The following is a 16,179-nucleotide window of genomic DNA, read 5'->3' on the forward strand; positions in this document are numbered from 1 at the left end:
ATTCGTGATTTAAGTTGATTAAATATCGCCTCAAATGCAGCTTTGATTTCAATCTCGGTTCCTTTTGCTCCAATGAAGTTTCTTGGATTGACCTGGAAAAATAGGACAGCTCTCACTATTCGCCTGATCACACACCGTAACGACCAAATCAATAGCTTGTGATTTTAATTCATTCCAGGATTTACTGCGTGCCGCGTTGCATTTGATTCCATGATGCACAAGAGTTTCAATTGCTTTTGGATGCACGCTTCCAGTCGGAACGCTACCTGCGCTAAAAGCCAGATAGCGACCATTAGAGTATTGGTTAGTTATCGCCTCCGCCATAATGGAACGACACGAGTTACCGGTGCACAAAAATAGTAACTTAAGGGGTTTAGTGTTCATTATCCGCAACATCCAGATGTTTTTGATTTTGTATCACAGCAAGAGGTTGAGGTATTTTTATCAGGCATTGAACAAGAACCCTCTGCTACTTTTTCTCCAGAAAAAAACTGGGCATCCTCCATAGTATGATAGGCTTCCCATGCGATCCCTGAAGGATCACTTACCCATGATTTTTCCGATTTGGCATAACAACAGGTCGTCTCGCCATCACTATGGGTTGAAATATTAGCCTGAGAAAACTGCTTTCTCAGCGCTTCTAATTCCGTGGCATCATCCACCTGAATACCTAAGTGTTCTACACCCTGTTTTCCACGAGTTGAAATTGCAAAATTAATGCGTGGGTCATCTAGCATCCATTTGGCATAATCGGATTTTACTTTTACTGGATCAGCTCCAAACAGGGCATTATAGAAACGAATGCTATCAGCAAGATTGTCAACGCCAATATGAATATGAAAACGTTTCATGACTTACTCCTATTTAGAATTACAGCAATCAGTTATTTCAATAACCAGACAATTGTTTGTCCCGGGTTGTTGAATTTGAACTTGTTGTTTACTGCAACAGTCTTGAACCATGAATGAGATAAAATCGCGCATTAATTCAAAATTTGCAGAATAAAATACAAATCGTCCCTTACGATAAGAGGACACAATTCCGGCGTTAGATAAATGGCTTAAGTGAAACGATAAAGTATTGTGTAAAATACCTAACTCATCGCCAATCGCGCCAGCTGATAACCCTTCCGGCCCTGCTTGAACAAGCAATCGAAACACTTGTAAACGGGTTTCTTGTGAAAGGGTATCAAATATTTTTAGTGAGTTTTTTATGTCCATATTTCTAGAATAGTAGAACAATTGGAATGAGTCAAATGATAATACCAAGCTGTTTAAAATTAATTTTGCTTTCTGATGAGTACTCCACTTAATTCTGTTCCAGCCGAAACAGTATTAAGAACAGTTCCATATTTCTTAACGTTATCATGTAGTAAATCGAGTCGCTGGTCAGACTCCGTGGTATCAACGATGATTTCATACGTTATAGATCCAGGTATTTTTATTCTGCGATATTCCACTGATTAGACTTCACTTATAATTTCCTTGAATCCTCCTTCTATAGCTTTTAGATGCCTCTGGCAATATTTTTTGTTGGGTCAAAATGACCCAACCTACTTGCTATTTGAATAGATCTTCAATGAAGATAAAAACTAAAGGGGCATTAAATAAATGAACAAAATTCATTTATATTCCATTTTGGACGAGGTCATATTCCATATTAGACGGACTTACAATCCATATTGAACGAATGTAACCATATGTTTAATAATTATTTTGAAAAATTCACAACACAATAAACTACAATTTCCACAACATAATACACTATAATTTCCACAACATAATACACTATAATTTCCACAACATAATATACTATAATTTCCACAACATAATATACTATAATTTCCACAACATAATATACTATAATTTCTACTTAGACCTATAAATTGAAAATATTATGAAACCCTCAGAAAAACTGGCACAGTCACTAGAAGTTTTACAAAATCTACAAAAGCAAGGTAAGTACGCTATCCAATCAAAAGACATAAGTCGTACTCATAGGGAAAGACTTGTAGAAAATGCATTTTTAGAAGAGGTTGTAAAAGGTTGGTACGTACCTATAAAACCTGATGAACAAAAAGGCGAAAGTACGGCTTGGTATGCCTCTTTCTGGAATTTTTGCGCTTCATATTTAAATGAAAGATTTGGTGACGAATGGTGCCTTTCCCCAGAACAATCGTTACTTCTTCATTCAGAAAATTGGGCTGTGCCTAAACAACTAATGATACGCAGCCCCAACGGAACAAACCGTAATATGGAGTTGCCTCATAACACAGCCTTATTTTCAGTACAATACAAAATGCCAGCGCCTCAGGATATAGAGATTAAGCAGGACATGCGGGTTTATGCAATAGTGCCAGCATTGATCTATTGTTCACCTAAATTTTTTTCTCAATATCCTACTGAAGCACGTTCCGTTCTATCAATGTTTAATAGTGCATCTGATCTTCTGCATTATCTTTTAGATGAAGGGCATTCTTGGATAGCCGGAAGAATTTGCGGTGCGCTTCAAAATATTGGCAAATCTCACGTGGCAGAAGAGATCAAAAAAACCATGGAGAGTGCCGGATATCAAATACGGGAAGAAGATCCATTTTTAACAAATACACCGATAGATTTCTCCGCAACTTATAAGCCAGCGTATCGAAGTCGTTTGGAAGTTATGTGGCATGATATGCGCGAGACAGTCAGGGAACACTTTCCTAAACCCCGTCCGACGACAATTGATATTAAAGGATATCTAGAACAAGTTGACGAAAATTATGTCTCAGACGCTTATCATTCTCTATCCATTGAAGGTTATCAAGTAAGTCCTGACTTAATTGAAAAGGTTCGTTCTGGACAATGGAATCCTGATGCTACAGAACAGGATCGAAATCACCGTAGTGCATTAGCAGCCCGTGGATACTGGCAAGCATTTCAATCTCTGAAAAAAAGCCTTATAGAAATATTAAATGGAGAAAACCCAGGAAAAATCATACAAAAAGAACATGGAGATTGGTATAGAGAATTATTTCAACCTAGCGTTGCTGTAGGTCTTTTAAAACCAACTGATCTAGCAGGATATAGACGAAGCCCTGTATTTATACGTCAATCAAAACATATTCCTCCACGTTGGCAAATTGTTAGTGAACTAATGGAAGAATTTTTTCAGTTAATAATCCAGGAAAAGGAACCTGCTGTTAGAGTTGTTCTCGGGCATTTCTTTTTTGTTTATATCCACCCTTATTCCGATGGTAATGGCAGAATTGGACGTTTTCTGATGAATGTTATGTTAGCGAGTGGCCATTATCCATGGACTATTATTCCTGTGGAGAGAAGAAACGAATACATGGAAGCACTAGAACAGGCTAGTGTTAATCAGAATATTGTTCCCTTCACTAAATTTATTGCTAGTTGTATTTAGTACTATTGATTTTATATAAAGGCTTTATGGAGAATTACAATGGAATTTGCGAAACCAGTTAAAGTAGTGAATTATATTCACTATAATCCGCTCAAACATGGTTTGGTTGAATCCTTGCATCATTGGCCTCATTCTTCTTTTCATCATTATTTACGAATTGGAAGATTACCTAAGAATTGGGCTGATTCGAGGTTTGAAATTAGCCGAGGATTTGGAGAATGAAACCTTAATTTCGCTGCGCTGCATCAAGGCTACATTGGCTTGAATCCTCCTTCTATAGCTTTTAGATGCCTCTGGCAATATTTTTTGTTGGGTAAAAAATGCCCCAACCCACTGGCTATAGGGTTCAAAATTATCAACAGTTTATTGACAAAATAAACATTTTGACAGAAAATTTGCCCAAAAATTTTCTGGATATAAACAACGATGATATTAAAAACGATTACTATTACACTGGCGCGAATAGCCGTCTTAGCTTTATTGATGGTTAAATGTGTTGTTGCTGGAGATGTTGCGGTAATTGATTCACTGGAGCATTCCATTGGTCAGCCTAATCAGGGTCTTTCTTTAAAAAATAACAACAATGAACAAAAAATAATTCAACTCATGAGAATTCAGCTATCAGATGAGGGGAAGGAACTTTTGGCTGCGCGTATGAAGGAAATTGAGACTCATAGTGAGCAATCAACACTCACATCCAATGCAGCGCTCCCTAGTAAGGTTCAGATAGCTATGAATAATGTACCTGTACTTAATCAAGGAAGACATGGGACCTGTGTAACTTTTGCTATCACTGCAGCGCTTGACGCAGCAATGGGTAAGGGAGACTATATTAGCCAGCTTTGCAACTTGCAGTTAGGCTCTTATTTAGAAAATCACGGATATATTAAAGCAAGTGGATGGGATGGTAGCTTGCCTATTTGGGTAATCAATCAAATTGAACAGTATGGTGTAGTAAGCAAGGAAAAGCAAAAAGCGACTGGATGTGGCGGCCTAACCGAATATCCTACCGACACAAAAGATGCTCCTGCGTCTTTTATAGAGCCAGAACAATACTATCCAATGAGTGAACTCGTATTTGGTAAATCAATAACTTGGTCTAATATTTATTGGCGCATTAGTTCTTCCTGGACATTATCTGAAGTGAAAGAAGCGCTCAACGCAGGAGATAGAGCCGTTTTTGCAATCATTTTTCCACGCATCGATTTAGGTGTTGCTGGTGCGGTAGGTAGATATAAGAGCGAAAAAGATACCTGGGTGCTTACCTCAGAGATAGAAAAAGATGCCTCTGAGGCAAAAGCAGGCCATGAAATGATTATTACTGGTTATGATGACAATGCCATTGCAGTGGATAATAAAGGTAAAGAACATAAAGGATTACTTACATTGCGTAATTCCTGGGGAAGTAAATTCGGAGATAATGGAGACTTTTACATGTCATATGATTATTTTAAATTATTAATTTTTGACGTCAGACGAATTTCTCCAACTGCTCATTAAAACACTGAACTAGCAAGTAGTAGGTTGGGTCTTTTAGACCCAACAAAATCACCCTCAATTATTCCTCAAATTTTTTATTCTTAACGTCTTCCTCACATGCCCAATTGATGGGAACCATCCCTAATTTAATATCCCGATGAATACTTGAATATGGCCATTTATAGTAAATAAACCGCTCAGGGGATTTGGAGAGTGAAACCTTGATTTCGCTGCGCTGCATCAAGGCTACATTGGCTTGAATCCCCCTTCTATAGCTTTTAAGTGCCCTTAAGCAATATTCTTTGTTGGGTCAAAATGACCCAACCTACTGGCTTGCTAAGCAAACTCCGACTCGCCTGAAAATTCGGGTTTACGATACTTTGGATTGACTTTCACATGCCAGAGCGGAAGCATCAAAAAGAATGGAATCAAGCAGCAAATAAACAAGGTGAAGAAGAAATTATCCCAGCCGTAATTTTTGATAATTGCCCCCAAAGGAGCACCAGCCAGAACAGCACCTAAACAATAAGCAAAAAATCCGGCAAAGCCCGTTGCAGTCGCCGCTGCTTTTTTATGTGCTAATTCCGCACACGCCATACCAATCATCATTTGTGGTCCAAAAATAAAAAACCCAAAGAAAAAAAGAAACAACGAATCGAGGAATGGTGTATATCCTCTAGTCAACGTAAATAGCAGCAAAGTGGCAAATACCCCTGCGGTAAAGAGAACATTGATTGGATTGCGTTTACCTTGAAATATTTTATCAGAAGACCAGCCGGCAACCAGATTTCCAAAAAAACCACCAACTTCAAACCATATGACACAACTGCCTGCTGTGATTAAGGAATAATCCTTCACTTCTGTTAAGTACAGCATGCTCCAATCATTAATGGCCGTCCGGACAATGTAAATAAACAAATAAGAAATGGACAGTATCCAAATATAGGGGTTGCTTAACACATAATTCCAAAGAATTTCTTTGACTGAAAGTTCTGTTTTTTCTTGATGGTGATTTGATAAACCAGAAAAATCTTCTCGATATTGTTCTATCGCAGGCAAACCAAGCGACTGCGGAGTATCTCTTAAACGATTGAGTAGGAAAAAACCTCCTAAAATGCAGATAATCCCAGGCACAAACATGGCTGAACGCCAGCCGAAATATTGCGCGCACATAGCAACAATCAATGGAATTAATGCACCGCCCACGTTATGTGATGTATTCCAAATACTCCACCAGCGACCCCGTTCAGATTGAGAATACCAGTGTGTTAATAATTTAGTACATCCTGGCCATCCCCACCCTTGAAACCAACCATTCAATCCCCAAAAAATAGCAAATAACCACCAGGTGGAAGACAATCCAAACAAAATATTAAAAACACCTGTCAAAATCAGCCCAATGGCCATTAAATAACGCGGATTAGACTTATCGCCAAGAATTCCACTTAAAAATTTGCTGACGCCATAACTTAAACTCAGGATGCTAGCAATCATTCCCAGTTCAGTTTTAGTCATCCCCAAGGTGCTTTGTAATGCGGGCATCACGAAGGTAAAACTTTTTCGCGTGAAATAAAATAAAGCATACCCTATATACATTGCATAAAAGGTGCGGATACGCCAATAACGATATTGCTGTTTAACAATGGCTTTATCCTGAATTTCATTAAGATAAGGAGCTGGTTTTAAAAAATTTAAAAGGGCCATGATGGTCCATATCATGATAAAAAAACAGATTAGAATGTAACTCGCCAAGTATGTCAAATCTTTCTAATAAAAATGATAGCGATATCATGTCTATTGATAATTAAAAATTAAATGGAATTCTTGTGAAATTATAAATAAGCTACCACAGTTGCATTAAAAAGGGATTTATCGAAATGAAAGAAATAGTTAGTTTATTAGAACAAGATCACATTGATTTTGCTATTCATAAACGTCCTGAAGTCATAATGGTTTTAAAAAGAAAATTTCGTACTCAAAAAGATTGGATTATTGCGTCTTTCAACCAATATCAGTTTACTGAAGAAGAATCGCAAAAAGTCCAACAAGCCATTCTAAATGGTGATCTTCGAGTAACAGATCTTCTAGAACGTTCGTTTTCCCACTATTTTTGGAGTTTCCTTACTTTTAAGTGGGGAGAGATCCTTTCGGGGGGGAAAAGATTAGCTAAGGAAGAGATCTTACAAATTGCCACCTGCTCTAGCAATGGCCAAGAATTTGCAAGAACTCCCACTCAAAACAGAAACAGGCTGATAAAAGGAGTGCCATTAGTTATTGGTAAAGTCGTTACCTCCATGGCGCTTTGTATGGTATTTTGCCTGGGATTATTAAGTACTTTAGGAGCTCCCTTTGCCGTTTGCCTCGCCTTAGCGATAGTACTTTCCTTGTGTAACGGAATAGTATGTTTAGTAAGTCGTGGGCAAGCCATGCTTGATAGTGCTGGCTTTCAGCCTCAAAAGCAAAAAACGTTTAAAACCCTAGAAGAAAATATGAGAGAAAAAACCATATCCGATTATGGTCAGAAATTATTTTTTGGTGTCGTGACATTGTTGGCATGCATTTCTGCGGGCATTTCTGGATATTCGGGGCTCGTAGGACTTCTCTCTTTTTTAGGGGTAGGTATGCTCGCCTCTAACCCACTAGTTTTGACAGCAACGATTGGGTTATCTCTGGTAGCAGCTATCTCTTTTTATTCGTTTCAAGCTGTGGGCATACGTGAAAATTATGTAAAATTTAAAAATCTTTTTATTGAAGATTATAAAAAACCCTATGGTCTTTTGCGATGTGTCTTATTAGGGGCTGTCAGTACGGTCTTTTTAGCGGTCTATGCGACGCTAACTTGGTTTACTGCGGCATCAGGGGTTACTAAACTCTTAAATGCTTTTGGCGCGGATCCTAAAAACTTTTTAGGATACGCTCTTTCTATGATATGTACTTCGACAACCATGGTTGTTAATACCTTTTCACAAGTATATAAAGTTTTTAACCCGCAAACGTATCTCGATCTAAGAAAAAAATTTAAATCAATTCATCAACCGCCGGAAGAATGCCAGACCCGAGGACAAAAGATAAAGTATGTAGCCATCAATATACTCAAATTAGGTGCTTTGATAGGTGACTCTCTTGCTTATTCTGTTGCTGGTGGAATCCGAAGCGGAATTCATGTTGGTGAAACGCTGGGAGAAGCAATAGGGGCAAAACTTACATTAACCATTGTCATGGCAATATTGTCCCCAGTCATTTTAGTATTCGTATCGATAGCTTTTACTTGGCCTACCGTTTTTAATAGAAAACAATCGACTCAAAATCCTTCACAGATAGAGGAGTCATTGATAGAACCAGTGAGTCAAAGCCACACTTCCGATACACCTCAAAATAATACTCGATTACCAATATTAGAATCGCCCCCCCCTAATAATTCTAAAATTAGGCAAGCTGGGCTAAGATTTTTTGATGGAAGGTTGAGTGAAGAGGGTATGCTTACGCCCAATTGTAGCCCTACTTTAGAAAGCAGTACCGTTTTGACACCCTCATCGCCATAAATGATGTTTGGAGGCGAGCAAGGCATTGCTTTGTATTGGAATAGCAAGTGTAGGCTGGGCTGTTAAGCCCAGCGTGTTCTCTTATCTATGCCAAATTAGATTTTAATATCCTCAACACCAGCCTACTAGTCGATCACCCCGCTTCCTCTCGGCAAAGAAAACGATGAATGTTGGAATCAACCACGCTCGAGGGTTTAATACAAATTTTTGCTGGGCTTAACAGCCCTGCCTACGCTTACTAATGATATTCATGAATCAGCAAATCATCTTATGACATTTATATAAACTTGATTTTTATAGATATTATAATAAACGCTACTTGGATTGCTCAGGCTATCGTCTTAGTCTATAGTTTAATTTTTTAAATGAATAAGATATTGATAAAGGATGGCTATGGATGGGAAGGATCTGAGTACAACTGGTAAGTGCCCGGTAATGCATGGTGGTGTGACGTCTACGGGTGAGTCGAACAGGGACTGGTGGCCCAAAGCATTGAACATCGATATATTGCATCAGCATGATACCAAGACCAATCCGATGGGAAAGGACTTCAACTATCGTGAAGAACTCAAGAAACTGGATGTCGATGCGCTTAAGAAAGATTTGCATGCATTGATGACCGACAGCCAAGCATGGTGGCCTGCTGACTGGGGACACTATGGTGGTTTGATGATTCGTATGTCCTGGCATGCTGCTGGTTCGTACCGAGCCTCTGATGGGCGTGGTGGTGCTGGCACAGGTAATCAGCGTTTTTCCCCATTGAATTCTTGGCCTGATAATGTGAATTTGGACAAAGCTCGCCGATTGTTATGGCCTATTAAGAAAAAATATGGCAACAAAATTAGTTGGGCTGACTTGATCGCTCTATCAGGTACCATCGCCTACGAATCAATGGGACTTAAAACCTATGGTTTTGGTTTTGGCCGTGAAGATATTTGGCATCCAGAAAAAGACGTATACTGGGGCTCAGAAAAGGAGTGGTTGGGCGCCAAGCGTTACAATGACAACAGCCGTGAATCTCTGGAAAACCCACTGGCTGCTGTGCAAATGGGGTTGATTTATGTGAATCCAGAAGGAGTGGATGGACATCCTGACCCGCTTCGGACAGCTCAGGATGTTCGGGTAACCTTTGGGCGCATGGCGATGAACGACGAGGAAACTGTCGCACTGACTGCTGGTGGTCATACTGTTGGCAAATGTCATGGTAATGGCGATGCAAAGCTTTTAGGGCCTGCTCCTGAAGCGGCTGATATCGAAGATCAGGGCTTGGGTTGGATTAATAAAACCAGCAGAGGAATTGGTCGTAATACAGTTACAAGCGGTATTGAAGGGGCATGGACGACCCACCCCACAAAGTGGGATAACGGCTATTTCTACATGCTTCTTAATCATGATTGGGAACTGAGGAAAAGTCCGGCCGGTGCCCACCAATGGGAGCCGATTAATATTAAGGAAGAAGATAAACCGGTTGATGTCGAAGACCCCTCCATTCGTTACAATCCAATCATGACCGACGCGGACATGGCAATAAAAATGGATCCCGTCTATCGTGAAATTGCTGAGCGTTTTTCCCAAGACCCGGAGTATTTTGCCGAAGTTTTCGCTAGAGCCTGGTTCAAACTTACTCATCGTGACATGGGACCTAAGGCGCGCTACCTTGGTCCAGATGTTCCGAAGGAAGATTTGATTTGGCAAGATCCAGTTCCTATGGGAAATAAAAACTATGATTTTGTTGCTCTCAAAGCAAAAATCGCTGCCAGTGGTCTCAGTATCAGTGAAATGGTTTCTACCGCGTGGGACAGTGCGAGGACTTTCCGTAGTTCAGATATGCGGGGTGGTGCTAATGGAGCACGTATTCGATTGCTGCCTCAAAGAGACTGGGAAGGTAATGAGCCACAACGCCTTTCGAAAGTATTGCCGGTTCTAGAAGGTATTGCCGCTGATACAGGTGCGAGTGTGGCAGATGTGATTGTGCTTGCCGGAAATGTCGGTATCGAGCATGCTGCCAAGAAAGCTGGATTTGACATCACTGTTCCTTTCGCTCCTGGCCGTGGTGATGCAACTGACGAGATGACGGATGCTGCTTCTTTTGCTGTGCTGGAACCTCTTTATGATGGTTATCGTAATTGGCTTAAGAAGGATTATGCGGTGAACGCCGAAGAGCTTATGCTTGATCGCAGTCAATTGATGGGATTGACTGCCCCGGAAATGACCGTCCTTGTTGGAGGCATGCGCATGTTGGGCACGAATCACGGTGGCACTAAACATGGTGTGTTCACCAAGCACGAGAGTGTTCTGACCAATGACTTCTTTGTAAACCTGACTGATATGGCCAACATTTGGAAACCAATAGGCAATAATTTGTATGAAATTCGTGACCGAAAAACTGGTGCTCTCAAATGGACTGCTACCCGAGTAGATCTTGTTTTTGGCGCCAATTCGATTCTTCGTGCCTATGCGGAAGTGTATGCTCAAGATGATAACCAAGAAAAATTCGTGCAGGACTTTGTTGCTGCTTGGGCGAAGGTGATGAACGCAGATCGATTTGATCTGACGTAATGTTCTGCTGGTGATCACGCCATTTATAATAATGGCGTGATTTTGGATTTTGAATAAAGTCAGGCCAAGGGATCGACCTATGTTCAAGTGAAATACCATCCCGGTTGCAAGCAACCGGGCTACCTCGCTACATTGACATAGTTAAGTTACATTCCGCAGCAGTAACATTCTCCTTAAAATCTTTCAGGCTTTTACCGGTTGTATCTAAAAATAATTTTTCAAAATCAATATTAGGTTTTTTTTGCTCAATAATTTCATCCATAAAAGTAGTTTGAGCCTTTAATCTTCTCGAATCGTCCTCATCAGGTAAACTCATTGCTATTTTTTTTGTTTTATCGAGAACCGCTTGCTTAATTAATTTACTTAGCTCTGGGTCATACATATAAACGCCAGCTACTAAATCTTTATAAGATTTGGGAAAATCTGCGCCATAATTATTAACTAAAAGTTCCATTTTTATATTAAATGAAAAATCACCTATTTCAAGAATACTGTTAATGAGTTGTGCATCGATTTTGTTAGCTAGCGAAATTGCAGGAGCTATTACGTCATGAGTAACCTCAAATTTTTCTTTTACTGCCTTAACAATCACTCCTATCATTACGCTATATGAATCAAGAGTAAGTTGTTTTTTCCCCTCCCCTTGCCAACGTGACAAGTTATTTTTTACAAAAGCTTGAGATTCATCAATCATTTGTTGTGTTACTGTTTGTAACAAAAAATCATCAATTTCCTTTTCTTTCCCGTTTAGCCTATCAAGCTCTAATAAAGCTTTTTTGATCATTACTCGAACATCATCCCATTTACCCCATGTCGTGTAAGCCATGTTTTCTCCCACTAATTCATTTATAGGCGGAATTATTATTTAGTATAATAATTATGATGTCTATAAAAAAATAGACGGTCAAAATGACTGCATTAATGTTGATTTAAAAGGATTTTTTACCAAGATTTCAAAAGCTCTTTCAAGAGCTGAGGCTATTTCCGTATTACGACTTCGTCTAAGTGTCCCTTTAATTGGCGTAGAGCTATGATATGTAAATGGATGTAGAATATACGGCTCATCCCCATTTTCGGCCTCGTTAGAATAGAGTATGAAATTATTTAAAACAATAAATAACAATTTAGAGTTTAGCCTTGGTTTTTTACCCATTTTTTTGGGATACTATTTCCTGGTTCTATTTGCAATTATGGTTATAGCAATAAGTATGAACTAAATAAGGTATCAGAATACCTGTACACCAATTGGCACAAGAAGTTTAATACAAATCCGAGTTATATATGTCATTCAAACGATATAGAGGCGATCGCTGCAATAAAATTCATGCATGATATCTATGTAAAAACAAAACATAAGCACAAGATACACCTCATTTTAAATTGTAATTTTGATAAAAGGCCTGAAATAGATCTCAATGACGTGCGTGCAAAAGGTTTAATCACCTTCCGAGACCATGATGCTGAAATCGGCAAACAAATATTCGGCAGGGAGCCAATCTTCAACCAGACTTTGCAGGTAAATAAATACCCTAATCTGAAAGCCACAAAAAAACTGATCTTAATATTAAATTTTATGCTTGGAAGTAAACAGAAATTTAGATTTCTTAATACCATCAATACAAGCACACTAGTCACTCAAGCCCCCCCTTGGCAAAGGAAACGATGAGTTCTGACTCAGCCCAAACTAAAGGGGTTTTAATGCAAAGTCTCAAAGGAACTTGCTGGGCTTAACAGCCCAGCCTACACATGTTCTTGGTCGATTTTAAGAATGAAACCTTGATTTCGCTGCGCTGTATCAAGGCTACAACCGCTAATATTTCCTTAAGAATCAATATGTATAATTATCCATCGTTTGGATCATTAAAACATCTTTTCGTTTTTAATATGATATTTGAGGAGACATCAATTGGCGAAAGAGCACCTTCTTTTACTTTCGAAACTACTTACTGAATACCACCTAGAAATCCCTTTTGCTCGAGGCATGAGTGAAGAAATAGAAAAATTACTTACCCATGAAAAAATTAATTTTGATCTGATTTTAGCCTTTGCTATTCGGTATCCTGTAACGAATCTTATTCCATATTTCGTAGTGATGAAAAAGGAAGATGTTGATTGTCTCATACTTTGTGTTCGAAATATTTTCCAACAAGCAGTAGCTGAAAGAATGAATGAGCTAGAAAGCATGGACTCCTTCAGCTTGGCTCTCCTCTCTGCTGATCTTTCGCATAATAAAGAATTATTAAGGACCCAAATACTTCAACTTGATGTAGAAGAGCTGGATAAGGATCGAGAGAGAATATTAGCTGAAATTTATGAATCTTCTTATAGCCTGTTAGCCACTGGTCACGCTAAAAAGACTATGCAATTCTCAAGGATTACGAGTATGAGAGTACCCATAGACAAAGTTATGGATAATATGTTAGTTCAGTTTGCCAAATATAATACCTATTACGAAGATGCCTCGATAAAGACCAGCATTGAACAATCTGATAAGCGTTTTGATTACATCGCAGTTGGAACTGATCAAAGCGTGCAATATCATCCTGCCAGTTCATCATATTATCGATTGCACCCCCCTGTTTCTACCCTTGAAACCGATTCTCCCTGGAACTCCGCTAAAAAAGAAGTAGAGGGATTTGAACCCAAATTAATATCCGTACGTATCACTAATTGTCATAGTGTATTTATTCATGATATCGAAACCAATCGATTTTGGCTTTTACATGTTTCCCCTGGATCAATGACAGGATTAAATCCAATAGCAAGTTACCCCGTGAAAAATGCTTATATTGACTTACAACAGAACTACTTAGATAAAAATCTTGGTGTAGATCAAAACGCTAAATTAGAAGTTGTAGTTGTTGACAAACGAGGGCATTTTGATGAGGATTTATTACGAAGACGCCTACCGGGAACTATCACTTCTCTTAAGATAATAAAGCCAACTATTGAGCTACCTAATATAATTCCGGCGGGCGAAGAAAAACCATATATGTATCACGTATGCCTCAATCCCAAACAAAACCTGTTAGCTATAAAACAAAATGAGCATTATCTTGAATATCCTAATGTGTTTGATAGTTTATCTTTAGAAAATTCGATAGTAGATAATTATAGAGATGAAATTCGTTTTGCAACTTTAGCCCAAAAATTGGGGATTAATTCTGAGCGAGAGCGAGTCCGTTTATTGAAGGAAATAAATATTGGGGCAGATTCAGTAGAAAAAAGAGAAATGCAAATAGCAAACATGTAGATATAGTGGTTCACCCTTAATCTGGCATCCTGATTTTTAGAAAACGTCTGGCGTAGGTCTGGCCCCCCTGAGCCGACATTTGATCTTGTGCGCCTCAAACTTAAAAACCATTGGAAGTACTCAAGGAATTTAGTCCGCTAGCAACGTACGCTGGGCTGATAAGCCCAGCGTATTCTCATATCTATGCCCAATTTAGATTTCTTCATAAACTCTCAAGGGAACTTGCTGGGCTTAACAGCCCAGCCTACACATGCTCTTGTGCGGTTTAAGCAAGGTAGGTCAGAGCAAGGCCTATAAGCCGTCAGCTGAAGAACAAATCCCGTCGTGGACAGCGTAGCGAAGCAGGCAGGTAGATTAATTTTAACTTGATTCCCACGTCAATGGACAATTCTATAATCATAAGATAATGAAATTGATACCTCTATTAAGAGAATTTTGCAATTGCTTCTATTGCGTAGGATTGTTGATTATTGCTCGTACTTACGCCATTTTTATTGATAAAAGAACTTACATTAGAGAAGTCACGCCTTGTTTCCGCCCGTAATTCAAAATTCTTTAATAGAGCATAACCCACCGTTAGAGTAATTTCATCCCAACGCTGCGCAACACCAGTACGATAACCATCACGATCGTTAAAGAGCTCACCACGAAATGAAGTTCGCCATTTATCATTAAATTGATAATTGATATAACCTGCAACTCCTTGCCAAACAGCTTTGGCTATATTACCACTTGGAAGAGCCGCTTTAGTTTGCAGAGCCCCATCATAATTGACTACAAAACTTAGCTTTTCAGTGGCATTTAAAGTTGCTATTAAATCAATAAGCGTGCGTTGACCTGTAGGACCGCTAGATGTTCTATCAGCAATGCGCTGTTGGCCTGAATAACCATAAGCAGCTAAAGAAAACATAGGGTTAAACGTATAAGAAGCGCCCAATTCAATAGTTTTCTGACGACTGGTATCACGGATACTGTCCCAGCCATTATTTATACCACCTATCAATTTAAATTTATCGTTTGCATCATACGAAACTCTTAATCCCGTCACGGTAAAAGGCTCTGCATAACCCCAAAGAATAGAACGAGAAAAATTGGTGTCATTGTATGAAAAAATGTTTTCAGCACCAGCTAATTCAATAAAATTGCCCCCCATAAATGTTAAGGAGTCTACCGCATATTGCAAAAATGCTTGTGGAACTGCTATCCCAAACGTTTGAGTGGTATTATTAGGAAACCAACCATAGGGTGCAAAAATAATAGGGTCTCTTCCTTCTACAGGAGTAATTAAACCGCCAAATCCTTGTTGTGGTTGATAAGCCATGGTAATACCAGCTTGTTGGAGTGTAATTCCATTCGGGTTCGTGTCAAAGACACGATTATATGTGCCACTGGTGAATTTATTACTGTTTTGAAGATAGTTATAAGAACCATCAACATAACCCGAAATTTTGAAGTCAGAAGGAGTTTTCGCTGTCGTAGTAACTTGTTGCGTTTGGGCTATGGCAACCCCTGGTAATAATAAAATAAACAGGATAAAAGAAATTAACTTAAACATATTTAATAATCCTTGTCATAAAAACCTTTGATGCAACAAACAACATTGAAATTAACAAATTAGAATTAATGATAAGCACCTATTTATTTTCGCATTAAATTGGGCTTGTAAAACGAAATGCGCCACTTTTATTTTCTATATATTCAACCAATTTGACCTTCATGAACAGCAATGATTTTTTGACCAATTTAATCTATTGAGTTTACCTGCCTCTTAATCGATATTTCCTTCTATTACTCTAACCTTCGCCCGCTCTATTTTGGCAACTGTTTACTGCGTTAATAACTTAGAGGGAAACATAATCATGAAAAATTGTAAGGTTAAGGCCCGTAGCCGTCAGGCTATGGGTGCCGCATTAGTCTATAACTCGCCCCCTTAGCTTGACG

The 16,179-nt window shown here is 38.9% G+C and carries 12 protein-coding genes; 6 read left to right on the top strand and 6 right to left on the bottom strand.

What is annotated here, in order from left to right; genetic code table 11:
* Positions 1-48: 48 nt before the first annotated feature.
* From LOX96_RS14640 to LOX96_RS14650, 3 genes are read right to left on the bottom strand one after another with little or no spacing between them, the layout of a single operon-like run.
* Positions 49-384: an arsenate reductase ArsC gene (locus LOX96_RS14640; RefSeq protein WP_250423746.1), complete on the bottom strand. Its 336-nt coding sequence runs from the start codon at positions 382-384 to the stop codon at positions 49-51.
* On the bottom strand, positions 384-851 hold the full coding sequence (locus LOX96_RS14645; RefSeq protein ID WP_250423744.1) for an ArsI/CadI family heavy metal resistance metalloenzyme: 468 nt from the start codon (positions 849-851) through the stop codon (positions 384-386). Before LOX96_RS14645 ends, LOX96_RS14640 begins: the two co-directional genes overlap by 1 nt.
* A gap of 9 nt (positions 852-860) precedes the next feature.
* Positions 861-1,220 carry an ArsR/SmtB family transcription factor gene (locus tag LOX96_RS14650; RefSeq protein ID WP_015444991.1) on the bottom strand — a complete coding sequence of 120 codons (360 nt, stop codon included), beginning with the start codon at positions 1,218-1,220 and terminating at the stop codon, positions 861-863.
* Positions 1,221-1,896: 676 nt separating this feature from the next.
* Between LOX96_RS14650 and LOX96_RS14655 the strand changes: the two genes are divergently transcribed.
* The 3 genes from LOX96_RS14655 to LOX96_RS14665 all read left to right on the top strand — a co-directional run bounded on the left by LOX96_RS14655 (position 1,897) and on the right by LOX96_RS14665 (position 4,905).
* Positions 1,897-3,405: a Fic family protein gene (locus LOX96_RS14655; protein WP_250423737.1), complete on the top strand. Its 1,509-nt coding sequence runs from the start codon at positions 1,897-1,899 to the stop codon at positions 3,403-3,405.
* 39 nt (positions 3,406-3,444) lie between these two features.
* Positions 3,445-3,627, top strand: a complete 183-nt coding sequence (locus LOX96_RS14660) for a hypothetical protein (protein WP_250423730.1) — start codon at positions 3,445-3,447, stop codon at positions 3,625-3,627.
* 204 nt (positions 3,628-3,831) lie between these two features.
* Positions 3,832-4,905, top strand: coding sequence for a C1 family peptidase (locus LOX96_RS14665; RefSeq protein ID WP_250423728.1), 1,074 nt, complete (start codon positions 3,832-3,834; stop codon positions 4,903-4,905).
* 315 nt (positions 4,906-5,220) lie between these two features.
* Here the strand turns inward: LOX96_RS14665 and pgtP are convergent, their stop codons facing one another.
* Positions 5,221-6,588 carry an MFS transporter gene (gene pgtP, locus LOX96_RS14670; RefSeq protein WP_250423719.1) on the bottom strand — a complete coding sequence of 456 codons (1,368 nt, stop codon included), beginning with the start codon at positions 6,586-6,588 and terminating at the stop codon, positions 5,221-5,223.
* A gap of 173 nt (positions 6,589-6,761) precedes the next feature.
* Between pgtP and LOX96_RS14675 the strand changes: the two genes are divergently transcribed.
* On the top strand, positions 6,762-8,426 hold the full coding sequence (locus LOX96_RS14675; protein ID WP_250423717.1) for a hypothetical protein: 1,665 nt from the start codon (positions 6,762-6,764) through the stop codon (positions 8,424-8,426).
* Between the two features lie 393 nt (positions 8,427-8,819).
* The gene (gene katG, locus LOX96_RS14680; RefSeq protein ID WP_250423710.1) at positions 8,820-10,985 is read left to right on the top strand and encodes a catalase/peroxidase HPI; all 2,166 of its coding nucleotides are present in this window, start codon (positions 8,820-8,822) and stop codon (positions 10,983-10,985) included.
* A gap of 127 nt (positions 10,986-11,112) precedes the next feature.
* On the opposite strand, the gene LOX96_RS14685 is transcribed toward katG, so the two are convergent.
* Positions 11,113-11,811 (bottom strand): hypothetical protein, encoded by a 699-nt coding sequence (locus LOX96_RS14685; RefSeq protein ID WP_250423687.1) that lies wholly within the window; start codon positions 11,809-11,811, stop codon positions 11,113-11,115.
* A 1,080-nt stretch (positions 11,812-12,891) separates the two neighbouring features.
* On the opposite strand from LOX96_RS14685, the gene LOX96_RS14690 reads away from it, so the two are divergent.
* Entirely contained in the window at positions 12,892-14,238 is a 1,347-nt protein-coding gene (locus LOX96_RS14690; protein WP_250423685.1) for a hypothetical protein, read from the top strand.
* A 424-nt stretch (positions 14,239-14,662) separates the two neighbouring features.
* Here the strand turns inward: LOX96_RS14690 and LOX96_RS14695 are convergent, their stop codons facing one another.
* Positions 14,663-15,793: an outer membrane beta-barrel protein gene (locus LOX96_RS14695; RefSeq protein WP_250423683.1), complete on the bottom strand. Its 1,131-nt coding sequence runs from the start codon at positions 15,791-15,793 to the stop codon at positions 14,663-14,665.
* Positions 15,794-16,179 lie beyond the last annotated feature (386 nt).

It is taken from the genome of Legionella maioricensis (assembly GCF_023618015.1).
Lineage (GTDB): Bacteria > Pseudomonadota > Gammaproteobacteria > Legionellales > Legionellaceae > Legionella > Legionella maioricensis.